Source organism: Streptomyces sp. CB02056 (genome assembly GCF_001905545.1).
In the GTDB taxonomy this organism is placed as follows: Bacteria; Actinomycetota; Actinomycetes; order Streptomycetales; family Streptomycetaceae; genus Kitasatospora.
In genome coordinates, this window is sequence record NZ_LIPD01000010.1 from 56,837 (window position 1) to 83,715 (window position 26,879).

Here is a 26,879-nt window from a genome sequence, read left to right on the forward strand (position 1 = left end):
GGAGGGGGCGGTGTGACGACCATCGGCAGTGCGACCCCGCTGCTCAGCGCCGTCCTCGCGCCGCTCGCCGACCTCGGGCGCGCCGACGCGGTGGCCCGCCGGATCACCGAGGCGATCGCCCTCGGGCTGGTCGCGGACGGGGACCAACTGCCCAGCGAGAACGACCTCGCCGACCAGCTCGGCGTCGCCAACGGCACCGTCCGCGAGGCCCTCGCCCTGCTCCGCGAGGCCGGGCTGATCGAGACCCGGCGCGGCCGCAACGGCGGCAGCTTCGTCCGCACCCCCGCCGAGGGCTCCCAACACCTCCAGCTCGCCCGGCTGCGCGACCTCGCCACCGTCGACCTGCGCGACCTCGGCGACGAGGAGCTGGCCGTCTTCGGCACCGCCGCCCGGCTCGCCGCCGAACGCGCCCCGGCCGACCTCGGCCCCAGGCTCACCCGGCTGGTGCACGACCTGCGCGACGCCGCCGGGCCCGCCGAGCGGTGCCGCGCCGACGCCCGCTTCCACATCGAACTCGCCGTCGCCGCCCAGTCGGTGCGGCTCACCCAGCTCGCCGTCCGGCTCCAGGCCGAACTCGGGCCGCTGCTCTGGCTGCCCGCCCCGCACGGGCCGGACCAGGAGCGCTTCGCCGAGCAGCACCGGGAGATCCTGGTCGCGGTGCTGGCCGGCGACGCGGTCGGCGCCCGGGCCGCGGCGGAGGCGCACGCGGTGGCCTGCGTCCACCATCTGGTCCGGCGGCACCTGGAGTTGGCGGACGACGGCTGAGCCGGCGCCGGTTGCTCCCGGAACCCGTTGTTCCCGGAGCCGCCCCTCGCCGGAAGTCCGTTCCCGGAGCCGTCCCTCGCCGGAAGTCCGTTGCCGGAAGCCCGTTGCCGCCGGAACCCTCCCTCGCCGCCGGAGCCGTCATGACCAGCGCGTCCAGCCCCGCCCTGCCCGTTGCCCGAGCCCGCGGCGGGCCCGCCGCCGTCGAGCGCTGCGCCCGACGGGTCGCCGCCGCCGTCGACGAGGTGCTCGCCGAACTGGACGGCCTGCGGGCGGCCGCGGCCGACTGTTGGACCCGGGCGGCCGCCGAGGGCCGCCGGCCCGGGGCCGCCGAACTCGCCGCGGTGCGCGGGGCGGTGGGCGAACTGCTGGCGCGGCCCGGCTCGCGCTGGTTCGGCTGCGGAGCGGTCGTGGCACCCGGCGCGCTCGCCGACGCGGACCTGCACGCGGAGTGGTGGTACCGCGGCGCGCGCGGGGCCGGGGAGCGGCGGCTGCGCCTCGTGCTCGACCCGGCGGACGCCGAGTTCTACGACTACCGGGTGCTGCCCTGGTTCGCCCGGCCCCGGGACGAGGGGCGGGCCGTGGTGGCCGGGCCGCAGGTCGACCTGCTCTGTGCCGACCGGTACGTGCTGTGCTGCGCCCGGCCGGTGGTCGTCCCGGGCGCCGGCTTCGTCGGGGTGGCGGCCGGGGACGTCCCGCTGGCCGCGCTGGAACGGCTGCTGGTGCCGCCGCTGCGGGAGCTGGCCGGCGAGGCCGCGCTGCTCGACGGCGAGGGGCGGGTGCTGGCCGCCACCACCCCGGCCCTGCCGGTGGGTTCGCTGGCGCGCGGGCTGCTCGCGGACCCGGCGGCCGGGCGGGCCGGGGTGCCGTCGGCGGCGGTGGACTGGACGGTGGTGCGCGGCTGACGGGTGACCGGACGGTGCCGGCAAGCCGATATGACCTTCATTTGTGAAGGTATTAGCCGTTCCGCTTCCCGCGGCCGGGCGGCGTGCTGAAGCAGCAGTCCCCGCAGAGACCGGCGCCCGGGCCCAGCCGGTAGTAGAGGCAGCAGCTGTTCCGGCGGAACGCCGTACCGCGCGGCCCGGTGCGCAGGGTGCCCGACCCGGCCAGCGGCGGACGGTCCAGCAGCTCCGCCACCAACGCCCGTGCGGCGACCGGCGCATGGGCGTCCAGGATCCGCAGCGTCCCGGCCAGCGCGGAGGCGGCGTTGCCGAGCAGCAGGCGGCGGGAGAGCGGGGCGGCCGCCCGGACGGCCGTCGCCAGCGGCTCCAACTGGCCCAGCAGGACGGCCTCGTGCAACTGGTCGGCGAGCGACCCGGCGGCCTTCCCGGCGGTCGGCCCGGCGGCTGTCCCGGAGGACGGAACGGCGGGCGGCCGGACGGGCTCCGGCGGGGTCCACAGGTCGAGCGGGCCCTGGTCCGGGATCCGCACCCAGGCGTGTTCCAGGGTCGGGACCGTCCCCAGCAGGACGGCCGAGCCCAGGCCCACCGACCAGAAGCGGGCGGCCAGTCCCAGGTGCAGGATCGAGGCGGCGACCCGGGGCTCGTCGGTGCCGAGCCGCCGCGCCACCACCCGCAGCCGCGCCGCCAACGGCGCGTCCGGCCCGGTGCCGTACAGCTCGGCCAGCGGCCGGAAGCCCTCGGGCGGACGGTCGGCCGGTGCGGTGTCCAGCGCGAAGTACGGCCCGACGGCGGCGAGTCGGGCGTAGTCCGGCGGCCGAAGGCCGGGTGCGGGGTTCAACGGCCGTCCCCTGTGCGGTCGTTGAACCCCGCACCCGCCCGCGGCGGGGTGGTCGGATGGTCGAGGGGCATCGGGGCCTCCAGGTCTGTGGGTGCTCGGGCGACCATGCGCGTCGCCCCGGTCGGACCCGAGCGGCCCGGGCAGGCCTGGTCGGCCGGGTGTCAGCCGCGCACGGAGAAGTCACCACTGGTCGTGCGGATGAACGGTACCGTGCCCTGGCAGTCCGAGACCGGCTGGCCGAAGACGCCCCAGACCCAGCCCATCCGGTCCCCGCGCCGCCCGTTGTCCTCCACCGAGAGCGCGACCTTCTGACCGGTCAGCTCCAGGCCCGGGAACCACGGCGCCTCGCTCTTGGTGATCACCCCGGTGGCGATCGCCTCCCGGCCGCCGACGGCCAGGCAGGTGATGTCGCCCTCGAAGTCGGCGACCAGCCGGCCGTCGGTGTGCACGTGACGGACGTGGAAGTGGCCCGCGGTGCCGCGCGGATCGGTGTTGGTGGAAGTGCGGGCGTCCACCGAGATCTGCACCGGGTCGCCCTCGAAGCCCTGGAAGGCCGTGGTGAGGACGGTGTTGCCGGTGCCGCGCACGCTCACCGGTCCGAAGCCGCCCGCGGGGTCGGCCGGTTCCGTGGCGGACGCCTGTGCTGCGGACGCCTGTGCGGCGGGGAGCGGTGCGACGGTGGTGGTCGGTGCGGCGACGGCGGCCGGTGCGGCGGTGGCGGCCGTCGCGGTCAGCAGGAGGAGCGAGACGGCGGCGGTGGCGAGGCGGCGGTTCATGGGGGTGGGTTCTCCTTCGGGCTCGGTCGTTCCGGTGCCACTCAGCATGCTTCCGCCCGGCCGCGCGGGCCTCCCGCTGCGGAGGGGAGTTGACGGTGGGCCGCTCCTCCCCGGGAAGGAACCGGCCTCCCCCGGGAGAGCTGCCCCCTAGGCTCGGTGGGTGCGCACCGAAGCCCGAACCAGCTCCGCCCGACCCCGCTCCGCCCGGATCCGGCGGCCGCTCGCCGCCGTCTCCGCGCTCGCCCTGCTGGCGCCCGTCCTGCTGGCGCAACCGGACGCCCGGGCGGCGGCCGCGCTGCTCGCCCTGACGGCGGCGTTCGCCGCGGTGGTGGCGCTGCTGCCCTGGCCCGCCGGGCGGATCACGCTCGGTGCGGCGGTCGGGGCGGTGGCCGGGGCCTCGCTGCTGGTCGACCTGGTCTACCCGGGGCCGTACCGGCTGCCCGCGTTCTGGCTGCCGTTCGAGTGGCTCGCCCTGCTCGGGCTGCTCTTCCGGGCCGTCCGCGGGCTGTCCGACCGCCGGGTCGGCCCGGTCGGCGGGCTGCTCGGGCTCGCGGCGGTGCTGCTGCCGCTGCGGTTCTCCCTGCGGACGCCGCAGGGCGGTGCGGCCTGGTCGGTGGTCGGGGTGCTGCTCTCGCTGCTGCCGCTGCTCGGTGTCGCGGGGGCGGCCCTCTACCTGCGGGTCCTGGACGCCCGACGGGAGCGGGCGGTCGCCCGGGCCCGGCGCGAACAGCGGCTGGAGGTGGCCCGGGGGCTGCACGACTTCGTCGCCCACGAGATCACCGGCATCGTGCTGGAGGCCCAGGCCGGTCAACTCCCGGACCAGGAGCCGGGGGAGACCGCCGCACTGCTGCGGCGCCTGGAGGAGGCCGGGCTGCGGGCGCTGGACTCGATGGACGAGATGGTCGGCGCCCTGCGCGAGCCGGGCGGTGAGGGCGGCCGGGACGGCCGGTCCGATCCGCCGGGCCGGGAGGAGCGGGCCGACGGGGCGACCACGCGCCGGCTGGGCCTGGCCGACCTCCCCGAACTGGTCACCCGCTTCGGCGCCACCGGTGCCGGCGGCACCACCGGTGCCCCGCGCGCCACCGCCGAGCTGGCGCCCGAGACCGCCGGCCGGCTCTCCGCCGAGGCCGAGGCGACCGCGTACGCCGTCGTCCTGGAGGCCCTCACCAACATCCGTCGGCACGCGCCGCAGGCCACCGAGGTCACCGTCCGGGTGGCCCCTGGCACGGACGGCACGGTCGAGCTGACCGTCACCGACGACGGCGGCCCGTCCCGCAGGCCGCTGCTGCGCCGCCGCCCCGGCGCCGGCGGCACCGGCCTGGCCGGGCTCACCGCCCGCGCCGCCGCCCACGGGGGCTCGCTGACAGCCGGCCCGGGCACGCCCGGGGGCTGGCGGGTCAGCTGCTCCCTGCCGGGGCGCTGAGGCACGCGTCCTGCGGCGTCGGCCGGCGCCGTAGGGCTGCCCCCGCTTCCGGGTGCGTCGCGCTCAGTGGCCCCGGCCGCCGCCCCGGGTGCCGCGCGGGCGGGTCAGGGTGAAGCGGTCGACCGGGACGAGGTCCCCGTACGGCCCGCTGACGGAGTAGTAGGTGACGCCGATCGTGGTCTGCCCGTTGCGCCCGCCCGGGTCGACGTCGAAGGAGGCGAAGCCGTACGGGTTGTCGGCGTCCCGGAAGGCGGACCAGGGGGCGTCCTCGATCACGTACACCGGCGGGCGCTTGCCGGTGGCCGGGTCGACGGCGCCGACGCCGGTGATCACCCGGGCCTTGGCGGGGCTGAAGAAGAGCTGGTTGGACGGAGCCGAGGTGCCGCCGCCGCCGATGACCATGTGGACGGTGCCCTTGGTGGTGTCGATGGTCTCGGTACCGGTGGAGACCGGGATCGGCGTGCGGGTGTCGGTCGGCTGCTGGCCGCGGATCGGGTGCGAGCGCTCGTAGTGGTGCTCGTGGCCGCAGACCACCAGGTCCACGCCGTACTTGTCGAACAGCGGCACCCAGGCCTCGCGGACGCCGAGGTCGGCGCCGTTGAACTTGTCGGCGGTGGAGATCACCACCTGGTGCATGCAGACCACGATCCAGTCGATCCCCGGGTCCGCGTTGGCCGCGATCAACTCCCGTTCCAGCCAGCGCTGCTGGGCGCCGCCGGAGTAGCCGTGGACGTAGCTGCTGCCGCCGTCCTGGTAGGCCACGTCGTCGTTGTTGAGGCTGATCACCCGCACCGAGCCGGCCGTGAACGAGTACCACAGGCCGCGCGTCTCCGCGTCGGAGCGGGCGTCCGGCAGCTCGAAGTACGCCTGGTAGGCGCCGTAGCCGATCGGGCCGTTGCCCTTCTCGTTCTCGTGGTTGCCGGCCGCGGGCATCCAGGGGCGGTGGCGGGCCGAGCGGGTGTTGTTCTCGAACCAGTCGGACCAGGTGCGGACCCGGTCGGTGGCGATGTTCGCGTAGCAGAGGTCGCCGTTGAGCAGGTGGAACAGCGGGGCGATCCGCTCGACCCCGGCGGTGGTGTCGCCGGCGGCGGGGCTGCCGAGGTTGTCGTTCACGTAGCCGTTGGCGGTCTTCTTGCCGAGGGTCGGGGTGCCCTGGTCGCCGAAGCTGGTGAAGGTGAAGGCGGACCGGCCGCGCGGGGCGGTGCGGACGGTGCCGAGTTCGGGGGTGGTGCCGTCGTGGACGGCGGCGTAGACGTAGTCCGTGTCGGCGCGCAGGCCGGTCAGCCGGGCGTGGTGCGTCTGGACCTCGGTGCCGGACGCGGCGTCCCGGTAGGTGCGGGTCGCGGCCTGGACCGTCCGGCCGAAGCCGCCGTTCGAAGTCCCGTACACCACCCGGGGGTTGCCGACGGACCGGGTGGTGTGCCAGGAGACCACCACCTCGCGGGAGGCGTCCGAGCCGAACTGGAGGTGGAGGCCGGCCACCCGCGGCGCGCCGGAGCGGTCCGGCCGCTGCCAGAGCACCGGGGAGGCGGCGGCGGGGGCGGCCGAGACGCCGGAGAGGGACACGGCACCGCCGAGGCCGACGCCGGTCGCCCCGGCCAGGAGCCCGCGCCTGCTGACGGGGAGACGTCCACTGGAATCGTTCATGGCGGCCAGCCCACCGGACGAAGGTGAACCGCGCCGGGTCCGCCGCGTGAACTTTCCCGTCCGTCACCCGTGCGTCACACTGCTGGGCGTGACGAGGACGAACGGCGACGGCCCGCGGGTGATCCGCACCCTGATCGCGGACGACCAGGAGGCCGTACGGCGCGGTGTGCGGCGGATCCTGACGGCCCAGCCGGACATCGAGGTGGTGGGCGAGGCGGCGGACGGGCTCGCCGCACTGGAGCTGGCGGCCGAACTGCGGCCGGACGTCGCGCTGGTGGACATCCGGATGCCGCGGATGGACGGACTGGAGCTGACCCGGCGGCTGGCCGGGCCGGGGGTGGCGGAGCCGGTGCGGGTCGTGGTGCTGACCACCTTCGACCTGGACGAGTACGTGTACCCGGCCCTGCGGCACGGGGCGTCCGGCTTCCTGCTGAAGCGTTCCGGCCCGTCCCTGCTGGCCGAGGCGGTGCGGGCGGCGGCGGACGGGGAGAGCCTGATCAGCCCGTCGGTCACCGTCCGGCTGCTGCGGCACGTGACGGCGCCGCGCCGCCCGGAGCGGCGGCGGCCGGCGCCGGTGGTGCCGCTGACCGAGCGGGAGGTGGAGATCGCCGGGCACGTCGCGGCGGGCCGCACCAACGCGGACATCGCCGCGGAGCTGTTCATCTCGCCGGGGACGGTGAAGACCCACGTCGCCAGCGTCCAGCGCAAGCTCGGGGTGGCGAACCGGGTCGGGATCGCGGTGCACGCCTGGGAGATGGGCTGGGCGGCGCAGGAGCGGTAGCGGCGGTGCCGCGGAGACGGGTGCGCGCCCACGGGGCCGAGGGGATGCTCCGTGGACGCGCGGAACCTACGAGGTGGGGGTGGCCTCCGGACGTGAGTCCTCCGGCCGGTAGTTCGATCGTCGACCGAGGTAGTCATCCAGCGTCGGACCCTGATCCGTCTCGATCCGTCGCCACTGCCTCCTGCGGTCGAACTCCTTCAGCTACCTCGCAGGTCCATCTCCCATCATGCGCCTCCTGCGGGCTGTGCACCAGGGGTGAACGGTATGAATCCAACCAATTTTCGCAACTCGGGCAATCCGGGGTGGATCGGCTTGCGGGGCTGCCGGGCGACGGGGCTGCCGGGCACTGGGACTGCCGGACGACGAGACCTCCGTCAGGAGCGCGGCCAGCCGTCCACGAAGGTCAGCGTCCGCTGGTACGGCCCGTCGGGCCCGGTGCTGCGGTACTCCTCCGTGCTGCCGCCGGTCCGGACGGTGCGGTCCCCGTCGTGCCGCCGGGCGGTGGGGCGCAGGGTGTGGTCGACGGTGGAGCGCTCGGTGACGTGGCCGCCGGTCGCCGCGGTGGCCTCGCGGTGGTAGCCGAGCTCCATGGCGGTGGTCTGGTCGGTGTTCCCGGCCGCGTCGCGGCTCACCCGGTAGCTGACGTCCAGCGGTTCGCCCTCGTGCACGGTGGTGGTGCGGTGCGGGCCGCCGCCCCAGGTCGCGGTGGTGCGGGTGAGGTCGGTGCCGTTGTGCAGCGTCACGTCGTTGCCGCCGTCGCGCAGCCGCTGGGCGGAGCGGAAGGCGAGCTCGTCGCGTACCTCGGTGGTGATCCGGCCGTGCGAGGTCTGCACCCAGCCCCGGGCGAGGTCGTCGCGGGCGGCGGTGACCGTCCAGTCGCCGCTGCCGCCGCCGTGGTCGGCGAGGTCGGTGGCGACGGTGGCCTCCGGGGCGACCCGGTGGTCGGTGAGCTGTCCGGTGGTGCGGGCGGCGCCGTGGTCGGTCTCGGCGAAGAGGTTGACCTGGCCGGTCCAGACGTCGTTGCTCTGCGCCTCGGCGGTGTTCACGGTGACGCCCACGCTGTGCGGCCGGCCGTCCAGCAGCAGTCCGACGTACGGGGTGAGGTCGAGCCGGTAGGCGGGCAGGTCGAAGGCGAAGACGCCGGGCACGGGCCGCCAGAGCAGCGGGTCCCAGCCGCCGGTGTAGATCACCGGGTACGGCCAGACCGCGCCGGCCACCCGGCTGTCCACGGTGAGCCGCAGTTCGCGGAACGGGCCCTTGCCGCAGATGCCGCTGCCGGGGTTGGCGGCGGCGAAGGCGTCCGGTGCGGAGGCGTAGGCGAACTCCTCGCAGGCGCCGCCGCCCCGGGCGTAGACCTCGGCGGTGAGGCGTTCGAGGTTCTGCGGGAAGACGAGGTCGCGCCCGGCGGCGGGGGCGGCCTGGGTGAGCCCGAACGGGCCGGTGGTGAGCAGCCGGTCGGCGGAGCGGGCGGCCGGCCAGTGCGCGTCCGCGGTGTAGAAGGTCAGCTTCGCGCTGATCGTGAAGACGCCGGTGTAGGTGGCGTCGGTGACGTTGGCGAGGTCGAAGGAGAACTCCTGCGGGCCGCCCGCGAAGAGCGGGGCGTAGCGGGTGACGTCGCGCTCGACGTTCCAGGCGATGCCGTCCTTGGACGGCTCCGGGGTGGAGGAGAGCAGCACCTGGACGCCGCCGACGCGGACGCTGAAGATCCGGTCGAACTGCCGCCCGGCGACCTGCCCGTGGAGGTCCATGACCACCGCGGACCAGGGGCCGGCGCAGTCGGCGGGCGGGGTGAGGGTGGCGTTGTACGGGGTGTCCGGCGGGTTGCCGTACCCGTTGCGGAACTCGCGCTCGTGCATCACCTCGACGGTGCAGGAGCGGGTGTCGGGGCGGGTGAGCGGCTTGGTGGCGGTGACCGGGTCGTGGTAGTCGGTGCCGAAGTCGGCGTGGGCCGGGGCGGCGGCGGTGAGGGTGCCGGCCAGGGTGAGGACGGCGGCGCCGATCAGACCGGCGGTGCGGCGGAGCAACGGGCGCAGGGCCAAGGCGGGTTCCCGGGGTCGGGCGGCCCGCGGGCGGGTGCCGCGGGCCGGTCGGATGATCCGGGAATCCTTTCGGGGGTGGCATGCCAGCGTCAAGGATTCGCGCCGACCGGATCCGGGCCGGCGGGTGGGTCGGGTCGCGCCGGTCAGGGAGTGGGTCGGGCCGGGCCGGTCACGGAGTGCGTCGGGTCAGCGGTCCTCCAACTCCGCGGCCTCCTGCCGGATCAGGTCCCGCAGCGAGGCCAGCCGGGGCCGCCGGTCGTCCGTCCGCCACTGCATCTCCAGCGGCAGCGCGGCCCGCCCCTCCAGCCGTACGGTGGCCACGTCCTCGGTGAGGTGGCCGGTCATCGAGCCGGGCACCAGCGAGAAGGCGCGGTTGCGGGCGAGCAGGTAGAGCCGGGAGCCGACGATCCGGGGCGGGCTGACCAGCACCGGCGGGTCCACGCCGTGCTCCGCGCAGAGGCCGAGCACGTGGTCGTAGTAGCGGGGGTGCTGCTCGCGCGGCCACAACAGCAGGGGCAGGTCGCGCAGTTCGGCCAGGCGCAGGCTGCTCCGGCGGGCCAGTGGGTGGTCCCGGCCGAGCGCGACCAGCACCGGTTCGTCGGCGATCCGCTCCAGCCGGTAGCCGTCCACCTCGTCCAGGAAGCGGCCGAGCCCGATGTCGGCCAGCTCGGCGGCCAGGGTGGCGGAGACCTGCCCGGTGTCCACGGCCAGTTCGGCGGTGTCGAGCGCGGGCAGCTCCTGCTCGGCCCGGCTGACCACGGCGGGCAGCAGGCGGTTCACCACGCTCGGCGAGGCGACGATCCGGGCGGTGCCCAGCCGGGACTCCTCGTGCAGCCGCACCCGGGTCAGCAGCGTCTCGGCCTGCCGGAGCAGCAGAGTGCTCTCGGCGGCCATCACCTCGCCGGCCTCGGTGAGCGCGACCGAGCGGCGGCTGCGGTCGAACAGCTCGACGCCGACGGTCCGCTCCAGCCGGGCGACCTCCTGACTGACCGTCGGCTGCGAGATGTGCAGCCGCTCGGCGGCCCGCCCGAAGTGCAGCGTCTCGGCGACGGTCAGGAAGACCTGGAGCTGGCGCAAGGTGAAACCCATGGGTGACAGGGTAGACGAACCAATAGGTGATGGCCTATCAGAAACCTCAGTACTCATTCTGGATTCCGATGTGAACCGTCCATACGCTGAGCAGCACGTTGCCCCACCGCAGCGGCAGCCTCACAGAGAGTTCGCATCATGACCGGACTTCTTCCCCCCGCCGCTCCCGCCGTCCAGGTCTCCGAGGAGGTCGCCCGGGCGCTCGCCGACGGCCGGCCGGTGGTCGCCCTGGAGTCGACCATCTTCACCCACGGCCTGCCGCGGCCGCGCAACCTGGCCGTCGCGCTGGAGGCGGAGCGGCAGCTGCGGGCGGCGGGCGTCGTGCCCGCCACGATCGGGGTGCACGCCGGGGTGCCCACGGTCGGGCTGAGCACCGGACAGATCACCGAACTGTCCGCCGCCGACGGCCTGGACAAGGTGAGCCTGCGCGACCTCCCGGTGGTCGCCGCGCTCAGCCGGCACGGCGGCACCACCGTCGCCGCCACCGCCTTCCTCGCCCACCGCGCCGGCATCCGGGTCTTCTCCACCGGCGGCCTCGGCGGCGTGCACTTCGGCGCCTCGGAGAGCTTCGACGAGTCGGCCGACCTGACCGCCCTGGCCGCCACCCCGGTCACCGTGGTCAGCGCGGGCGTGAAGTCCATCCTCGACATCCGGGCCACCCTGGAACGCTTCGAGACGTACAACATCCCGGTCATCGGCTACCGCACCCGCAGGTACCCCGGCTTCTACGTCACCGACTCCGGCCACGAGATCAACTTCAGCGTGGAGTCGCCCGAGCAGGCCGCCGGGGTGATCGAGGCCCGCGACCGGCTCGGCCTGCCGCAGGCCGTCCTGATCGCCAACCCGGTTGACCCGGCCAAGCAGCTGCCGCCGGAGGAACTGGACGGCATCCTGGCCCGCGCCTGGGCCGAGGCCGAGCGGCAGGGCGTCACCGGGAACGCCGCCACGCCGTTCCTGCTCGACTTCATCCAGCGGGACACCGGCGGGCGCAGCCTGGACGTCAACGTCGAGGTGTACCGGGGCAACGTCCGGCTCGGCGGGGAGATCGCGACGGCGCTCGCCGGTGGTGCCTCCGGTGCCTCCGGTGCTGCTGCGGCGGGTGCTGCGGCCTCGGCGGGCGCCGTCGAGACCGGGGCCTGAGCCGTGCTGGGGGTGCTCGGGGACCTCGTCGAGGACATCGTGGTCTGGGCCGACGGCCCGCTGCGGCACGGCACCGACTCCGGCGCCCGGGTCTTCCGGCGGCGCGGCGGCAGCGCGGCCAACGTCGCCTGCTTCGCCGCCGGGCAGTACCCGGCCCGCTTCCTCGGCTGCGTCGGCGAGGACGCGGTCGGGGACGGCGTCGTCGCCGAACTGACCGGCCACGGCGTCGACGTACGGGTCTCCCGGCGCGGCCGGACCGGCAGCGTCGTGGTGCTGATCGACCAGGGCGGCGAGCGGACCATGCTGCCCGACCGGGGCGCCGCCACGCTGCTGGAGCGGGTCCCGGACGCCTGGCTGGCCGGACTGACCCACCTGCACGTGCCGGCCTACTCCTTCGACGGCGAGCCGGTCGGCGGTACGGCGGTGGACGCGCTCGCCCGGGTCCGGCGGGCGGGCGGCACCACCTCGGTGGACGCCTCCTCGACCGGGATGCTGGAGCGCTTCGGCCGGGAGCGCTTCCTGGTCCTGCTGGCCGGGCTGGCGCCGACCTTCGTGTTCGCCGACCGCTCCGAGTCGGCGTTCCTCGGACTGCTGGTCGGCGGCCTGCCGGGGCCGGAGCGGGCCCGGCTGGCGGCCACCACGGTGGTCACCAAGGCGGGCGCCGAGGCGACCGCCGTCGACGTCCCGGGCGAGCCGCTGGTCATGGTGCCGGTGCCGCCGGTGGCGGAGGTGCGCGACCTCACCGGGGCCGGGGACGCCTTCGCGGCGGGGTTCCTGGCCGGCTTCCTGGACACCGGGGACCTCGGGCGCGCGGCCGGCCTCGGGCACCGCAGCGCGGCCCGGGTGCTGGCCTCGCCGGGGGCCTCCTTCGGCGGGGAGTGACGGTTCGGCGGGTGCCCTTCGGCGGCGGGCTTGCCCGGGGCTACCTGGGCACCGCGTCCTTGCGGAGGAAGTGCTTCAGCTTCTGCCAGGTCCAGGTGTTGACCACGTCCTCGGCGGTGAGCCAGCCGCGCTGCGCCGTGCCGATGCCGTAGCGCGGGTAGCCGAGCTGGCCGGTGGCGTGCGCGTCGCTGTCGATCGCGAACCGCACGCCGTGCCGCCTCGCCCGCAGGACGTCCTCGTCGCGCAGGTCGAGCCGCTGCGGGGAGCTGTTGATCTCGATCGCGGTGCCGGTGCGCGCGGCGGCCTCGAACACGGCGTCCAGGTCGACGTCGATCGGTCCGCGCCGGCCGATCCGGCGGGTGGTGAGGTGTCCGATGACGTGCACGTACGGGTTCTCGCAGGCGCGGATCAGCCGACGGGTCTGGGCGGCCCGGTCCAGGGCGAAGTGCGAGTGCACGGAGGCCACGCAGACGTCGAAGCCGGCCAGGAACTCCGGTGGCCAGTCCACCCCGCCGTCCGGGCCGATGTTCAGCTCGGTGCCGTGCAGCAGGCGCAACTTCTTGTGCCGGTCGGCGAGTTGTCGCAGCTGTTCGCGCTGGGCGAGCATCTTCTCGTCCGTCATCCGCTGCATCACCAGGTCCGGGGCGTGGTCGGTGACGGCGAAGTAGGAGTAGCCGCGGGCGGCGGCGGTGTCGACCATCTCCTCCAGGGTGGCGAGCCCGTCGGTCAGGTCGGTGTGGGTGTGCAGGTCGCCGCGCAGGTCGGACTCCTGGACCAGGTCCGGGAGTCCGCCCTCCAGCGCGGCCTCGATCTCGCCCCGGTCCTCGCGCAGCGGCGGCGGGATCCACGGCAGGCCGAGCGCCGCGTACACCTCCTCCTCGGTCTCCGAGACCACCTTGGCGCCGCCGTCCACCTCGAACAGCCCGTACTCGGAGAGCTTCAGCCCGGCCCGGACGGCCATCGTGCGCAGCCGGATGTTGTGCGCCTTCGAGCCGGTGAAGTAGACCAGCGCCGCTCCCCAGTCCTCCTCCGGGAGGACCCGCAGGTCCACCTGTACGCCCTGGGTGGTACGGACCGAGGTCTTGGTGCCGCCGCTGCCGATCACCTCGGCGACGTAGGGGAGTTCGGTGAGCGCGGCCATCAGCGGGGCGGAGTCCGCCGCGGTCGCGAGCACGTCGATGTCGCCCACCGTCTCGCGCATCCGGCGCAGCGAGCCCGCGTACGCGCAGCGGGTGCAGCCGGGGACGGCGGAGAGCGCGGCGACCAGCTGCTCGGCCAGCTCGGTGGCGGTGTCCAGCAGGGTGCGGCCGCCGGACTGCCGCATCAGCTCGATGCCGTGCAGGATCCGCTCGCCGCTGCGCTCGCCGAAGCCGGGCAGGTCGGCGAGCCGCTCGGCCCGGGCGGCCGCGGCGAGTTCGTCCACCGAGGCGATCCCGAGGTCGCGGTAGAGGGCCAGGGCGCGCTTGGGCCCGACCCCGGGGACGGCCGTCATCTCCCGTACGCCGGACGGGACCTCGGCGCGCAGCGCCTCCAGGGCGGGGATGGTCCCGGTGGCGAGGTACCCGGCGATCTTCTCGGCGGTGGACCTGCCGACGCCGGGGATCTGCTGCAGGCCCTTGACGTCCAGGCCGGCCAGGTCCTCGGGGTGGCCGCCGACCGCGCGGGCGGCCTTCTCGTAGGCGCGGGCCCGGAAGGCGTCCCCGCCGGTGATGTTGATCAGGACGGCGTACTCCTGGAGCAGCTCCCTGACCTGGTCGTTGAGCCGGGGCATGGGGCAAGTCTAGGGTCGGTGGGGCGGGGGCGCCGGGTGTACTTCCTCGTGTACTCCGTCAGTCGTACGCGACGGTCAGCAGCAGGACCATGGTCAGCCCGCCGCCGGGGGTGGGCTCCACCGCGAGCCGGCCGCCCGCGGCCACCACCAGGCGGTGCAGGGCGGGCCCGACCGGGCCGTCCGCCCGCACGCCCGCGATCAGCCGCTCGCGCGCCTCGGTCGGCTCGTAGGCGCCCCGGTCGGAGACCCGGACCTCCACCCGGGCGCGGGTCGCCGCCGTCCGTCCGGGCGCCCGCAGCGCGGACGCGCCGCCCGCCACGTCGGCCCGGACCAGCACCCGGCCGCCCAGCGGGCTGCGCCGGATCGCGTGGTCGACCAGCCCGGCGAGGACGGCCTCCAGCCGGCGGGCGTCCCCGGCCACCACCGGGAGCCCGGGGGCCACCCGGACCGTGACGGCCGCCGCCCGCCCGCCGCCGCGCACCACCCGGCGGACCACGTCGGCCACCTGGACGTGCCGGGCCATCGGTTCGCAGCCGGCCTGCCGGCCGGTCCACCGCAGCCGCTCCAGCTCGGTGCGGTCGAGCGCCCTGGGCGCGGCCATCGCGCCGGGCGAGTACGGGCCGGGGCCCTCCTCGGCCCCGGCCGGCGCCGCCGCGCCCACGCGCCCGGACCCGCCCCGGCGCCCGGTGCCGACCGCGCCGACGGTGCCGCCGAGCGCGCCGAGCGCCTTGGCTCCCGTCGCGACGTAGCCCCAGAGCCTCCCGCGTGCCATCGCCCTGCCCCTCGTGCTCCCCGGCGGCCGTCATCGAATCCGCGGCCGACCGGGGTGGGCCGGCTTCCGGGCCCTTCCTGCCAGCGTGCGCCTCGGCCGCCCGGGTGACAATCCCGCTCCGGGTCGCGGTCCGCTCCGGGGCCCCCGCCGAGCGGCCGGCCGGGCACCCGCCGACCGGCGGGGCCCGGAGGCGTGGCCTACTGCGGATCGAGTAACCGCAAGGACTTCTTCGCAAAAGATCTTTCGCAAAAAACCCTTTGCAAAGAACTCTTTGGGGTTCTAGTCTCCTGCCATGACCGAAGAACGCGGCTGGAAGCACAGCGACGACCCGCACATCGCCATCACCGCCAAGAACATGCGGGCGATGGCGCATCCCGTGCGGATGCAGTTGGTCGGGCTCCTGCGCAAGCACGGCCCGTCCACGGCGACGAGGCTCGCCGAGCAGCTGGGGCTCAACTCCGGAGCCACCAGCTACCACCTGCGCCAGCTCGCCGCCGCGGGCTTCGTCGAGGAGGACGAGGAGCGCGGCAACGCCCGCGAGCGGTGGTGGCGTTCGGCCCACCCGCTCACCGTCTGGACGGTGGACGACATGGCGGACGACGAGCTCGACACGGCCGCCGGCTTCCTGCGGTCCGTCCTGGCCGCGCACACCCAGACGGCCCAGCGCACGCTGGACGCCTTCGAGACCATGCCGCGCGAGTGGCGCCGGGTGACGGACCTCAGTGACCGGGTCCTGCAGCTCACGCCCGCCGAGGCCGAGCGGCTGTCCGGCGAGCTGTTCGAGGTGGTCCGGCGCTACCGGCAGATCGACCACGGCGGGCCCGCGCCGGAGGGCACCGAGCAGGTGGCCGTCGTCGTCCACCTCCTGCCGGACGCGACCGCCACCGCCACCGCAAGCGAGGGGGAGACCGCATGACCACCGGCACCGCCGCCACCGCTGCTACCGCCACCGACGCGCCGGGGCGCAGCTTCCGCCCGCTGGCCGGGGTGCTGACGGCCATGGCCGTCTCCGTGACGGGCACGCGCGTCTCGGCCATCGCCCTGCCCTGGTTCGTCCTGGCCACCACCGGCAGCGCCACCATGACGGGCCTTGTCGCGTTCGCCGAGATGGCGCCGTACGTGGCGGTCAAGGCGCTGACGGGCCCGTTAGTCGACCGGCTCGGGCCGCGCGTGGTGTCCTGGACGACGGACGCGGTCAGCGCCGTCGCGGCCGGGCTGGTCCCGCTGCTGCACGCGCAGGGGCTGCTTCCGTTCTGGGTGCTGCTGGTGATGGTCGCGGTGATCGGGGCGATGCGCGGCCCGGGGGACTTGGCCAAGTCCGTCATGGTCCCGGAGGCGGCCGACCACGCCCGGGTGCCGATGGAGCGCGCCACCGGGCTGTCGGGCGTCACCGAGCGGCTGGCCTCCACCATCGGGCCGGCGGTCGGCGGCGGGCTGGTCGCCCTGATGGGCCCGCTGGCCGGGCTGGCGATCAACGCGGTCACCTTCGCGCTCGGGTCGCTGATCATCGCGGTCGCGCTCCCGCGCGGCATGGGGCGCCCGGCGGTGCCCGCCACGGCCGTGGATCCGTCCGCCGATCCGGCCGTTGACGCGTCCGGGGAGGAGCAGCCCGCGGGTTACTGGCGGATGTTCCGCGAGGGCTTCACGTTCCTGCGCTCGGAGCCGCTGCTGCTCACCGTGATCGTGATGATCGGGATCACCAACCTGATCGATGCCGGGTTCATCACCGTCCTCGTCCCGGTCTGGGCGCGGGAGTCCGGCAACGGACCGGCCGCCATCGGCCTGCAGGCCGCCTCCATGGGTGCCACCGCGGTCGTCGGCAGCCTGATAGCGGCGGCCGTCGCCTCCCGACTGCCCCGACGGACGGTCTTCTTCACCGGCTTCCTGCTGTGCGGCGCACCGCGCTTCATGGTGCTCGCCCTCGGCGCGCCGATGTGGCTGGTGATCACGGTCTTCGCGATCGGCGGCTTCGGCTCCGGCTTCCTCAACCCGATCCTCGGCGCGGTGCTCTTCGAGCGGGTGCCCCGCCACCTGCTGGGCCGCGTCCACGCCCTCGGCGACTCCCTCGCCTGGGCCGGCATCCCGCTCGGCGGCCTGGTCGCCGGTGCGGCGGTCGCCACGGTCGGCCTCATACCCAGCCTGATCGCGGCCGGCGCCCTGTACTTCGCGACCACCACGCTGGCCGGGCTGCGCCCCGAGTGGCGGGAGATGGACCGCCTCCGTGGCGGCTCGGGCCGAGCGGACAGCGTGGCCGGCGCGAGCGGTGTGGTCGGCGCGGGCGACGTGGGCGACGCGGCCGACGCGGCCGTCGAGCCGGAACCGGCGCGCAGCGCGTAAGCCGCCCCCCGGGCGTGGCTAGCGGGCCCGATCGGTGACCGGGCCGGGCTCATCCGCCGGGCGGTGCCCCGCCCAGTGGAGCAGCAACAGGCTGGCCAGGGCGGCGAGGGCGCACCAGGTGGAGACGAAGGCGAGGTGCCAGAGCAGGGCGCAGACGACGGCGCCCGCACCGGTGACGAGACCGAGACGGCGGAGCAGGCGGTCGCCGCTCACCAGGAGGGAGCCGACGGTGGCGAGGAGGTAACCGGCCAGCAGGAGGGCCGGGTACGGGATGCCGACCGCGTAGCCGAGGGTGTGGCCGTGCACGGCGGCCGTCACCGGATGGGAGCCGACGGCCACGGCCAGCGGGACGGCGACCGCCGCACCGAGCAGGGTGAGCGTGGCGAGCACCCGTCGGCGCGGTCCGACGGCGGCGCACCACACGGCGGCCGGGACCAGGACGGGCAGCAGCGGCAGGGCGACCACCGCCCAGGCGGTGCGGGCCGCTCCGGCGAGGCCGTCCGGCAGTCCGCCGTCCGTACCGAGCCAGACCAGCGCCTCGATCAGCTGGTGCACACCCAGCACCAGGGGGAGCGCGGCGAGCGGCAAACGCTCGGGACGGCCGGCCCGACGGGCACGGACCACACACGCCACGCCCGTGACCGCGACCAGCCCACCGGCCACGGCGTCCGCCTGCGCGTTCCAGCACATCGTGGCCTAGCCGGTGCTCCCGGGGCGGTCGTCCCCCTCGGGCCCCTGCTCCGCTCCGTCCCCGGCCTTGTCCTCCGGTTCGTCCCCGGGTTCTTCCCCGGCTTCTTCCCCGGGTTCGTCCTCCGGTGGCGCCCCGATGCTCTCCAGGGTGTCGCGTGCGGTCCCGGGCATCGCCGGATGGCGGCCGATCACGATCACCCCGATCACGATCGCCAACAGCCCGACCGACTGCCACGCCAACGCCCCCGGGGTCACCCGCAACCGGTCACCGAGGAAACCCACCGCGCAGGCGATCCCGGCCAGCGGCTGGGCGGCGGTCAGCGCCGGCAGGGACATCCGCAGCGGCGCGGCCTCGAAGGCGCTCTGCACCAGCAGCAGCCCGACCACCCCCGCCACCACCACCGCGTACGGCTGCCAGCTGCGCAGCACCGCGGCCAGGCCCTCGTGGTCGAGGCGCTGGGTGGTGGTCCGGGTCAGCGCGTCCTGGAGGCCGTAGAGCAGCCCGGCGGCGAGCGCCAGCAGGGTTGCCTCCTCGAACAGCGGCAGCCGACGGGCCAGCGAGACCAGCAGCACCACCAGCCCGACCACGGTGCCCACCACCAGCCAGTGCCGCAGCTCCCCGGCGGGCGGCCCCCCGCCGGTCGGCCGCCCGGCCACGATGAAGGCCGTCACCCCGAGGGCCAGCAGCGCCACCCCGGCCCAGCCGGAACGGCCCAGGGTCTGACGGGTCAGCACCCGGGCCAGGGCCATCGCGAAGATCAGATTGGTGGCCAGCAGCGGCTCGACCAGCGACACCTCGCCCTGGTTGAGCGCGAACGCCGAGAGGATCAGCCCGCTGACCATGAACCCGGTGCCGAGCAGCCACTGCGGCATCCGCATCAGGTCCAGCAGCAGCCGCCAGCGCAGCAGATCGGAGCGCGGGGCTTGCTGAGCCGCGTGCTGCTGGAGGACGAAGCCGAGCCCCAGACAGCAGGCCGCGCTGAGAGCGAGGAGGAAGACCGCCACGGAGGGACCACCAGGTTGTCGCTGCCCGCGCCGCGCCGACGAGTCCGAGAGGTGGGTCGGGCGTCGCGGCCGCTCCCGTCAGCCTACCGCCGGGCCGGTGCCCGGGCCGATCGCACGACACGCCCGCGGCGGGGCGGGCCACCAGGCCCTCCGGCAGCGCTTGCCGCCATCGGCAGGGCAGGCGCACGCTGGTGTGAGCGGCCGCCACGGGTCACCGTCCGTGCCGGTCCGGACAGGCGCGACGGGGGCCGCCGCCAGGAGGTGTGGCATGCACAACCAGTGGGACGTGGAGCTGAGGTTCGAGGAAGACGGCGTGCACACGGCGTGTGACGCCAGGCTGACCGGCGCCAGGGCGCCCGGCCTGAGCGCGCACGGCGAGTCCGTGAAGAGCGCGGACGACCGTCCGCTCGCCAGGATCGGCGAGGAGGTCGCGGCCTCCCGCGCCCTGGAGGAACTGTCCCGCAAGCTGCGGGCCCAGGCGACCGGGGAGATCGACGACGAAGGGCACCGCCCGGGCTACCTGATCTACTGAGCCCACCGGCCGCCCCGCCCCTCCCGGTCCGCAGCGGCTCCGGGCAGCCCGGCGGCCGCGCGCTCGACGTGGACGGCGCCCACGGAGGCGCGTTCCAGCGAAGGTACGCCATGGCCTCGGAGGGAGGAGGGCCATCATCGGACCGGCCTGTCCGGTCGTCGGCCCTACCGGCGCCACCACGGGGCGCGGAGGACGTCGTCCGGGTCGGTGGCGCAGTTGGTGCCGCTGACCACCTCGTGGGCGGGAACGTCCCAGCCGACGACGCCCGGAGCCTGACGGTCCAGCTCGACCAGCCGGGCGCGCTGCGGGCCGGCGCCGGTGTCGACGTCGCACATCAACACGCTCGTCCAGGACCGGCCGTCGAGGGCGGCGACGACCGAGAGCGCCGGAAGCACCACCAGGGAGAGCAGCAGCGCCGCGACCCGGACCGCCTCGACGGCCCGGGGCCCGAAGGCTACGGCGGTCCGGCCGGTGCGCCGGCCGGTGTCGGCCGAGCGCGCGCCCGTCCGGTACTCGGCCACCACGCCGAGTCGTAACAGGTAGCCCAGGACGCCCGCCGCCACACCCCACCACAGCCCGTTGAACGCCCCGACCACCACCCCGAGCGCCCCCGGCAGGATCGCCGCCCGCGCCGCCGTCTCCGCCAGGGCCCGCCCCTGGCGCCGGGCGGCCCCGCCGTGAGCGGCCCGGTAGGCGTAGCCGATGTAGGAGAGCACCGCGGCCAGCACGACCGCCAGCACCGGCTCGGCGAAGAACATCCCGATGACGACGTCCACCCAGTTCGCCGGCCCCATCGCCAGCAGCGCGTCCCGGGCCGCGTCCCCACCCCCGAGCGTCCACGCCAGCTTCAGCACCGGAATGGCGAACACCACCGCCGGCGCCATCACATGAGCCGCACTCACCTGCGCCGCGCCGCCGCCCCGCGTCCCTTCGGTCATCCGGCAACGCTACGCACGCCCCCCGCACCCCCACACCTCCGACACCCACCCCTGCACCTCGTGGCCTAACCCTCCACCGGCGGCGCCGGCCAGCTGTATCCGGTCCCTGCTCCCGGCCCCCTTCCGGAACGGGGTCCCACATCCTGCCGCCTGGCCGACTTCCTGCGCCGTTACTCAGGTTGATCCTTGACCAACGGGGTGGGGGCGTGCTCACCGGGGCGCTGATCGCTGTGGCCCGGTTCGGTCGCGTTCGATCAGCGTGGCGGGGAGCTTGACGGTTCTGCCCACGTCGCAGGGGGTGGCCTTCGTCCGGTTCGGGATGCCGGGTGGCCGGCCGGGGCCGGGCGTGCTGGGTTTGGGCGCACGGGCCGGACTGGGCAGGTGGGGGTCGGATGTTCCGGAACCCCCGGCGGACGCGGGTCGGCGTCAGCGCGACGCCGGGGCGGCTGGTCTTCTCCCAAGGGCGGCGCTGGTCGGCGGCGAGTGGGGCGGCGAGGCGGAGCTGGGTGTGGGCGACGATCACGAGCCAGGTCCAGCGGTCCGCGGCCTCCGGGGAGCGGAGCCTGGGGCGGGCCCAGCCGAGGGTCTGCTTGAACAGGCGGCAGGTGTGCTCCGGGTCGAATCTGCGCAGGTAGCCCGACCAGATGAAGTCGACGTCATCGGCGGTGGCGCCCGTCTTGGAGGACCGCAGCCAGACCGGTGGCGCGTCGCGGTCGCCGGGCAAGTGGTCGACCTTCAGCCGGATCAGAGTGCCCTCGACCAGCGGGAGTTCGCCGTCGTCGCCGATCCAGGCGGAGCGGTGGGTGAGGTAGGGGTGGACCGGTCCCACGCCGTCGTCTCGGCCTTGCCGTAGCGCGGGGTGTCGTTCCTGGTGGTCAGCGTGGGTTCGGGCCAGGCGGCGGGGTCGGCGAGTGGGAAGCGGGGCCCGCGCTTCGGGGGCCCCGCCCTTCGGGTCGTAGACGTAGGCGGGCTTCGCCAGTCGCAGGACGCGGTCCGAGCGCAGGCGGCCGACGACCTCGACGGGCAGGTCCCGCAGCACGTACGCGAGGCGCATCGGGTCGTAGCCCGCGTCCATCACGATCATGATGTCCGGGTCGCCGTCGCGCCACTGACCCGCGGCGACCAGGCGCCGGACCACCTGCCGCAGCTGGGCGGCGGTCACCAGCGCAGCATCGTCGGTCGGGCCGAGGCGGACCACGTCCAGGACCTGCGTCCACGAGGTCCGGTCCGGGGTGAGCGCGGTGACGAACGAGTAGGGCCAGCCCGGCACCACGTGGTTGGACGCCTGGCCAGCGCGGCCGTGGACCAGGCAGATCAGCCGCTCGGGCGAGCAGGCGGCGTCGGAGCGCAGCCACGGCGAGACGTCCACGGTGAGCACGATCCGGCCCGCGAAGCGGGGCAGTGGCAGCTCGGCCAGCAGGTCCCGCGGCAGCTCGGTGTCCAGACGGCCGTGGTCGAGCGCGCCGTACAGGGAGCCGTAGCTGCGGCGGTGCTCGGCGGTCAGTGACAGCTCCACCGGCGTACGGGTGGGCGCATCCGAGCACAGCAGCGCGTCGGTCGGCTCAAAGAACGCGTCCGCCCGCGCGGACAGGCTGGCGTAGTAGTCCTCCCGGAAGAGTGACAGTTCCACGAACATGTCTCGCCGGGTGGCAAGTCGGAGCACACTCGTCGGCACGGCCCTGTCGTCGATTCCTCGATCTCCTCGCAGAGTCAGGATCACGACCGGGCCGTCCCCATGTCCGCCGATCACCCGAACGAGTGAGCCATTGACGAGCACAATCAGGGCCCGATGCCAAGGAACAAGCTAAGTCAAACCGGGGAGGCCGGCTTGTCGGTGCTCGGACCTAGTATGCGGAGCATGACGCGATATATCGACGAGGATCTGCACAGTGCGGAGTTCCGCGAGTGCGATCTGACCGGGGCGCGCCTGATCGGCGTCGTCATGCAGGATGCCGTGATCGACGGGCACGTCACCAACCTCGTAGTGAACGGTGTCGAGGTCACCGAGTACGTCGAGGCAGAGCTCGACCGGCGTCATCCGGTGCGGGTGCTGATCCGCTCCGAGGACCCTGACGATCTGCGCGAGGCATCGCGTCAGCTCCATGCCGGCTGGGCCGCCACGATCGAGCGAATCCGCCGTACGCCCGGCATCGAGCGCCGCAGCGTGAACGACGAGTGGTCGGCGGTGCAGACGATGCGCCACCTGGTCTTCGTCCACGACTCGTGGTTCCGCCGCTGCTGCCTGGGCTCGACGGAGCTGTTCACGCCGATGGGCATTGGGCCGACCGTCGAGCCCTACCGTGGAGCGCACGGGCTTGACCTCTCGCTCGATCCGGCCCTCGACGAGATCGTGAGCGTGCGTGACGCGCAGGCCGCCGAGCTTGAGGCCTGGCTCGATGAGGTCACCGCCGTGCAGCTCGCAGCGCGAGCGCCGGTGCCCGACGACGATGTCTGGCCGCCGTACGCCCGGGGCCGCTTGGTGCGGCAGTGCCTCGGCACGGTGCTCAAGGAGACCTTCGAGCACCACACCTTCTGCGTTCGCGACCTCGACCTGATCGAGGCACAGGACGCCGAGTAGGGCCGACTACAGACAACGTGCACCCAAGCCGACCCGCCCGGGCCCAGGCCGGCCGCCCGGCGTCCCGAACCGGACCAAGCCCCCCGCTGCGACGTGGGCAAGACCGTCAAACGCCCCGCCACGCTGATCGAACGCGACCGAACCGGACCGGTCCGCTCACACCCGCCCCGCTAGCGAAACCGAGCCGCACCATAAGGAACAAGCTCAGGTTGAACCCGCCTCGCCGCAGAGGCTGAGAGCCGTCGATCCGCGGGTACGCCCTCGTCGTGCGATACGTGCGCGGCGTCGGTCCACCATCCAGGAGTAAGAACTCCTAACGAAATGATCTTCGATGGTCGGTTCCAGTCGCTGGGGTGCCATCGGGCAGCATGGGGGCGATGAACTCGGATGAGCCGGTGCCTCGGGAGTTGAAGGTCCTCGATACGACCTCGCTGGTCAGGCTGGAGGAGCGGGCATGCGAACTCGGCCTCAACCAGCGGTTGAACCCGGCATGGGTGCAGGCGAATGCGGCGCCCGATGGAACCCAGGCTCAGGAAGGCCTCGTGGATGTCATCGCGGATCTCCCAGCGGATGCGCAGGCGTCGGAACCAGTGCAGGTGGGCGAAGGCGCCTTCCACGACCCAGTGTTGAGCGCCGAGTCCGGAGCCGTGCTCGGTGCCTCGGCGGGTGATGAGCGGCTTCACGCCGAGGTTCCAGACCAGGCGGCGGTACTTGTCGTGGTCGTAGCCAGGGTCGCCGAGCACGGCGTCGGGCCGACGCCGGAGCCGGCCGCGCTTGCCGCGAACGGACGGCAGTGCCTGAAGCAGTGGAATGAGCCGGGTGACGTCATTGCGGTTCCCGCCGGTCAGGGGGCGGCGAGCGGGATACCGTTGGCGTCGGTGATCAGGTGGTGCTTACTGCCCGGCCGCAGTCGCTTGCTTCCCGGGCTGAGTGAGTGGCAATTTGCTTAAGTGGAGCGGGAGATGGAGCGAGGTCCGCTCCCGTCGACGGGTCTCGATCGTCACCCTGATCTGCTGCAAACCCGGCGAACAGTCCCGGTGGGACGACGGCCGGGGCAAGCGCAAGGCCTGCAAGAGCTCCGCCCGGACTGATCGCCTCCCTGTCCCGACCGGCCGCCTGTGAAGCGCCTGCTGCCTGGCGAGCGGGTGCGCGAGGGCTTGTCGCGAAAGTGGATCTCGGCGGTGAAACGATCACGCTCCGCGGGACCTGGAGATCTGACGAACAGTCAGTTGACGTGGTTTGAACCGTTGCTGCCGCAGGGCATCGAGCCGGGCCGACCGCAGGCGTGGACGCGGCGGAAACTGATAGGCGGCATGCGGTGGCGGATCCGGGCCGCGCCTCCTGGTGCGAGTGAGTGGGGGGACGTGAGAAGTCGGATGGGCCGACTTCTCATGCTGCGGGGGTACGTGGTCAGGGGTGGTGGGTGGGGGTGAGGAAGGTGGTGAGGCGGGGGTTGAGGTCGTGGGGGGCGGCCATGGGGAGGTTGTGGTGGGAGGTGGCCGGGATGATGGCGACTTCGGCTTGGGGGAGGGTGTGGCGGGCGGTTCGGGCGACGGCGTGGGGGTCGTGGGTGCGGCTGTGGGCGGCGAGGAGGGTGAGGACGGGGGTGGTGAGGGTGCGGAGGCGTTCGGGGGTGGGGCGGGGGCCGGTGACGACGGGGGAGGCGGGGAAGTCGGCGTAGCCGAGGGCGTAGAGCTCGCGCCAGGCGGGGTCGGGGCCGGGGGTGGTGCCGGTTTCCCAGTCGAGGTAGGCGCGGGCGCGGGCCGGGGTGCGGTGGGGGAGGAAGAGGGGGAGGGCGCGCAGCAGGTAGCCGGGGCGGAAGCCGGCGAAGCACTGGGTGGGGTCGAGCAGGGCGAGCCGGCCGACCCGGGTGGGGGCGTGCAGGGCGTACTCCAGGGCGATCCAGCCGCCGTACGAGTGGCCGCAGAGGTCGGCCTGTTGGACGCCGAGTCCGTCGAGGACGGCGTCCAGCCAGCCGAGCAGGCCGGGGACGCCGTCGAGGGCGGCGCCGTCGTGGACGCTGCGGCCCGGGTCGCCGATGAGGTCGACGGCGAGGACGCGGTGTCCTGCTTCGGCCAGGGCGCCGGCGTTGGCGAACCACAGGGTGGAGGTGGCGCCGCCGCCGTGGAGCAGGACGAGCGGGCGGCCGTCGGCGGGGCCGCAGGCGTTGATCCGGGTGGTGCCGTGGGCGGTGCGGACGGTGAGCGCTTCGACCGGGACGGGCCAGCGGGCGAGCAGGGCGTCGTAGGCGGCGAGGAAGGGGGTGAGGGAGGGGGCGGTGCGGGCGGACATGAGGGCCTCCGCGGGTGTGGTGTGATGGCGGCCGAGTCGGCTGGACCACTCGCCGGGCAAGTGTCGCGGTGAACGAGTATTACGCTGAACAGGTATCGCGATGAACAAGTATCTCGCTGAGCGAGAGAATAGTCGCACATGCCCTCCCCGAGGAAGGACGACAGGGTGTCCGAGGTTGCCGACCCGATGCGGCTGGTGCACCTGCTGCGTGGCCTGACGGTCGAACTCGACCTGTTCGGAGCCGAGTTCGCGGCCCGCAACGGTCTGCACCCGACCGATCTGCGGGCGCTGATCCACCTGCTGGACGCGGCCAGGGCCGGGGAGGTGGTCACCCCGGGCCGGCTCGGCGAGGCGCTGGGGCTGAACTCGGCGGGCACCACCGGTCTGGTGGACCGGCTGGAGCGGCTCGGGCTGATCCGGCGCGAGCGGGACCCGCGGGACCGGCGCCGGGTGCGGCTGCTGGTGGAGGAGCGGGCGATGGAGCTGGGGGAGGGCTTCTTCGGCGGGCTGATCGGCGATCTGGTCTCGGCGATGCGGCAGTTCGAGCCCGGGGAGCTGGACACGGCCCGGCGCTTCCTGGCGGCGATGACCGGGGTGGTGGCGGCCGCCCGGGAGGACTGAGCGTCCAGGGAGGGCCGGGGCTACGCGGGGCCGAGGGTCCAGCTGATCAGCGACAGCGTCGCCATCGACACCAGCGTCGACCAGAGCACCGCGTCCCGCGCGAGGGCGATGCCCTGCCGGTACTCGCGGGCGTAGGTGTACACGTTCTGGGCGGTGGGCAGCGCGGAGAACAGCACCACGGTGAGCAGTTGGTGCGCGGGCAGGTGGAGCAGCGGGCCGGCCACGGCGAGGGCCACCAGCGGCTGGACCAGGGTCTTGAGCGCGACGGTCAGCCCGACCTCGGTGCGGCGCGGACGGCCCTCCGCCGGCGGGCGGTTGTGCAGCGATATGCCGAGGGTGATCAGCGCGGTCGGGACGCCGGCGCCGCCGAGCAGTTCGCAGGAACGATTCAGCTCGGCGGGCAGGTGCAGTCCGGTCGCCGAGGCGAGGGCGCCCAGGGCGGTGGCCAGCAGGATCGGGTTGCGGACGGGCAGGGTGAGCAGCGCCCGCCGCCCGGCCGCGCCGCCGTCCAGGACGGCCAGGACGGCGGGGGTGACCACCAGGATCTGGAACAGCACCACGGGCGCCACGAAGGAGGCGTCGCCGAGGACCTGCATGGTCACGGGGATGCCGAGGTTGGCCGAGTTGACGTAGCCGGAGGCCATCGCGCCGACGGCCAGTTCGCCGGGTTTGCGGTGGAACAGCAGCCGCCCGACGAGCAGACCGAGGCCGATCGTGACCACCGTGCCCGCGGTGAAGGCGAGCATCGAGGCGTTGGCGAAGCGGTCCAGCGGGGTGCGGGCGATCATCAGGAACAGCGCGGCCGGCATCGCCACGTGGAAGACGAACCGGTTGAGCACCGTCTCGGCCTGCGGCCCGAGCAGCCCGGTGCGGCCGACGACGTAGCCGACGCCGGTGAGCGCCCAGATCGGCGCGAAGGCGGACAGCAGGGGGTGCAGGGCTGGCATGGTTCCTCGGATCGCTCGGGCGGATCTGCCGGTGCGACGGGGGTCTCCCGTCGGGGGCGCCGACTCCCGAGCGCGGTGACCCCCCGAAGCCCATGAACCCCCGGGGCAGTAAACCAG

At 74.5% G+C, this 26,879-nt stretch carries 23 protein-coding genes and 2 pseudogenes; 11 read left to right on the forward strand and 14 right to left on the reverse strand.

What is annotated here, in order from left to right; translation table 11 throughout:
• Positions 1-12: 12 nt before the first annotated feature.
• Together AMK13_RS27180 and AMK13_RS27185 are read left to right on the forward strand one after the other, a co-directional pair.
• Positions 13-765, forward strand: coding sequence for a FadR/GntR family transcriptional regulator (locus AMK13_RS27180; protein WP_241853053.1), 753 nt, complete (start codon positions 13-15; stop codon positions 763-765).
• Between the two features lie 140 nt (positions 766-905).
• Positions 906-1,667, forward strand: coding sequence for a cache domain-containing protein (locus AMK13_RS27185; RefSeq protein ID WP_074004653.1), 762 nt, complete (start codon positions 906-908; stop codon positions 1,665-1,667).
• Positions 1,668-1,719: 52 nt separating this feature from the next.
• Here the strand turns inward: AMK13_RS27185 and AMK13_RS27190 are convergent, their stop codons facing one another.
• Complete coding sequence (locus AMK13_RS27190; RefSeq protein WP_074004484.1) at positions 1,720-2,502, reverse strand: (2Fe-2S)-binding protein; 783 nt, start codon at positions 2,500-2,502, stop codon at positions 1,720-1,722.
• Positions 2,503-2,663: 161 nt separating this feature from the next.
• Positions 2,664-3,278: a hypothetical protein gene (locus AMK13_RS27195; protein ID WP_079272511.1), complete on the reverse strand. Its 615-nt coding sequence runs from the start codon at positions 3,276-3,278 to the stop codon at positions 2,664-2,666.
• 160 nt (positions 3,279-3,438) lie between these two features.
• On the opposite strand from AMK13_RS27195, the gene AMK13_RS27200 reads away from it, so the two are divergent.
• Positions 3,439-4,701, forward strand: coding sequence for a sensor histidine kinase (locus AMK13_RS27200; protein ID WP_241853054.1), 1,263 nt, complete (start codon positions 3,439-3,441; stop codon positions 4,699-4,701).
• A gap of 63 nt (positions 4,702-4,764) precedes the next feature.
• Here AMK13_RS27200 and AMK13_RS27205 read toward each other — a convergent pair whose 3' ends face one another.
• The gene (locus tag AMK13_RS27205; protein ID WP_074004485.1) at positions 4,765-6,348 is read right to left on the reverse strand and encodes a purple acid phosphatase family protein; all 1,584 of its coding nucleotides are present in this window, start codon (positions 6,346-6,348) and stop codon (positions 4,765-4,767) included.
• Positions 6,349-6,436: 88 nt separating this feature from the next.
• Between AMK13_RS27205 and AMK13_RS27210 the strand changes: the two genes are divergently transcribed.
• Entirely contained in the window at positions 6,437-7,129 is a 693-nt protein-coding gene (locus AMK13_RS27210; RefSeq protein ID WP_274538703.1) for a response regulator, read from the forward strand.
• 374 nt (positions 7,130-7,503) lie between these two features.
• Here AMK13_RS27210 and AMK13_RS27215 read toward each other — a convergent pair whose 3' ends face one another.
• On the reverse strand, positions 7,504-9,168 hold the full coding sequence (locus tag AMK13_RS27215) for a peptide-N4-asparagine amidase (protein ID WP_079272513.1): 1,665 nt from the start codon (positions 9,166-9,168) through the stop codon (positions 7,504-7,506).
• A 186-nt stretch (positions 9,169-9,354) separates the two neighbouring features.
• Positions 9,355-10,257: a LysR family transcriptional regulator gene (locus AMK13_RS27220; protein WP_049655825.1), complete on the reverse strand. Its 903-nt coding sequence runs from the start codon at positions 10,255-10,257 to the stop codon at positions 9,355-9,357.
• A 138-nt stretch (positions 10,258-10,395) separates the two neighbouring features.
• On the opposite strand from AMK13_RS27220, the gene AMK13_RS27225 reads away from it, so the two are divergent.
• Together AMK13_RS27225 and AMK13_RS27230 are read left to right on the forward strand one after the other, a co-directional pair.
• Positions 10,396-11,397 (forward strand): pseudouridine-5'-phosphate glycosidase, encoded by a 1,002-nt coding sequence (locus AMK13_RS27225; RefSeq protein WP_074004487.1) that lies wholly within the window; start codon positions 10,396-10,398, stop codon positions 11,395-11,397.
• A gap of 3 nt (positions 11,398-11,400) precedes the next feature.
• Positions 11,401-12,279 carry a carbohydrate kinase family protein gene (locus tag AMK13_RS27230; RefSeq protein WP_074004488.1) on the forward strand — a complete coding sequence of 293 codons (879 nt, stop codon included), beginning with the start codon at positions 11,401-11,403 and terminating at the stop codon, positions 12,277-12,279.
• A gap of 40 nt (positions 12,280-12,319) precedes the next feature.
• On the opposite strand, the gene polX is transcribed toward AMK13_RS27230, so the two are convergent.
• On the reverse strand, positions 12,320-14,050 hold the full coding sequence (gene polX, locus AMK13_RS27235) for a DNA polymerase/3'-5' exonuclease PolX (protein ID WP_074004489.1): 1,731 nt from the start codon (positions 14,048-14,050) through the stop codon (positions 12,320-12,322).
• A 58-nt stretch (positions 14,051-14,108) separates the two neighbouring features.
• A complete protein-coding gene (locus AMK13_RS27240) occupies positions 14,109-14,822 on the reverse strand; it encodes an ATP-binding protein (RefSeq protein WP_074004490.1) in 714 nt (237 codons plus the stop codon).
• A gap of 292 nt (positions 14,823-15,114) precedes the next feature.
• On the opposite strand from AMK13_RS27240, the gene AMK13_RS27245 reads away from it, so the two are divergent.
• Both AMK13_RS27245 and AMK13_RS27250 read left to right on the forward strand, forming a co-directional pair.
• A complete protein-coding gene (locus AMK13_RS27245; RefSeq protein ID WP_074004491.1) occupies positions 15,115-15,738 on the forward strand; it encodes an ArsR/SmtB family transcription factor in 624 nt (207 codons plus the stop codon).
• Positions 15,735-17,159, forward strand: coding sequence for an MFS transporter (locus AMK13_RS27250; protein WP_074004492.1), 1,425 nt, complete (start codon positions 15,735-15,737; stop codon positions 17,157-17,159). The genes AMK13_RS27245 and AMK13_RS27250 overlap by 4 nt, the downstream gene beginning before the upstream one ends.
• Positions 17,160-17,177: 18 nt before the next feature.
• On the opposite strand, the gene AMK13_RS27255 is transcribed toward AMK13_RS27250, so the two are convergent.
• On the reverse strand, positions 17,178-17,849 hold the full coding sequence (locus AMK13_RS27255) for a DUF6629 family protein (protein WP_049655926.1): 672 nt from the start codon (positions 17,847-17,849) through the stop codon (positions 17,178-17,180).
• A gap of 6 nt (positions 17,850-17,855) precedes the next feature.
• On the reverse strand, positions 17,856-18,854 hold the full coding sequence (locus tag AMK13_RS27260) for a DMT family transporter (protein WP_198959441.1): 999 nt from the start codon (positions 18,852-18,854) through the stop codon (positions 17,856-17,858).
• A 268-nt stretch (positions 18,855-19,122) separates the two neighbouring features.
• Between AMK13_RS27260 and AMK13_RS27265 the strand changes: the two genes are divergently transcribed.
• Positions 19,123-19,386 (forward strand): dsRBD fold-containing protein, encoded by a 264-nt coding sequence (locus AMK13_RS27265; protein WP_049655929.1) that lies wholly within the window; start codon positions 19,123-19,125, stop codon positions 19,384-19,386.
• A gap of 164 nt (positions 19,387-19,550) precedes the next feature.
• Here AMK13_RS27265 and AMK13_RS43695 read toward each other — a convergent pair whose 3' ends face one another.
• Entirely contained in the window at positions 19,551-20,324 is a 774-nt protein-coding gene (locus tag AMK13_RS43695; RefSeq protein ID WP_063780277.1) for a hypothetical protein, read from the reverse strand.
• Positions 20,325-21,237: 913 nt separating this feature from the next.
• A pseudogene (locus tag AMK13_RS46465) lies at positions 21,238-21,960 on the reverse strand (transposase); the annotation flags it as partial.
• Between the two features lie 222 nt (positions 21,961-22,182).
• Between AMK13_RS46465 and AMK13_RS27280 the strand changes: the two are divergent.
• Positions 22,183-22,902, forward strand: a complete 720-nt coding sequence (locus AMK13_RS27280; protein ID WP_074004657.1) for a DinB family protein — start codon at positions 22,183-22,185, stop codon at positions 22,900-22,902.
• 524 nt (positions 22,903-23,426) lie between these two features.
• Here AMK13_RS27280 and AMK13_RS27285 read toward each other — a convergent pair.
• A pseudogene (locus AMK13_RS27285) lies at positions 23,427-23,815 on the reverse strand (transposase); the annotation flags it as partial.
• Positions 23,816-24,312: 497 nt separating this feature from the next.
• Positions 24,313-25,194 carry an alpha/beta fold hydrolase gene (locus AMK13_RS27295; RefSeq protein WP_074004494.1) on the reverse strand — a complete coding sequence of 294 codons (882 nt, stop codon included), beginning with the start codon at positions 25,192-25,194 and terminating at the stop codon, positions 24,313-24,315.
• Positions 25,195-25,380: 186 nt separating this feature from the next.
• Between AMK13_RS27295 and AMK13_RS27300 the strand changes: the two genes are divergently transcribed.
• On the forward strand, positions 25,381-25,815 hold the full coding sequence (locus AMK13_RS27300) for a MarR family transcriptional regulator (RefSeq protein WP_074004658.1): 435 nt from the start codon (positions 25,381-25,383) through the stop codon (positions 25,813-25,815).
• 20 nt (positions 25,816-25,835) lie between these two features.
• Here AMK13_RS27300 and AMK13_RS27305 read toward each other — a convergent pair whose 3' ends face one another.
• Positions 25,836-26,762 carry an AEC family transporter gene (locus tag AMK13_RS27305; protein ID WP_074004495.1) on the reverse strand — a complete coding sequence of 309 codons (927 nt, stop codon included), beginning with the start codon at positions 26,760-26,762 and terminating at the stop codon, positions 25,836-25,838.
• Positions 26,763-26,879: the final 117 nt, after the last annotated feature.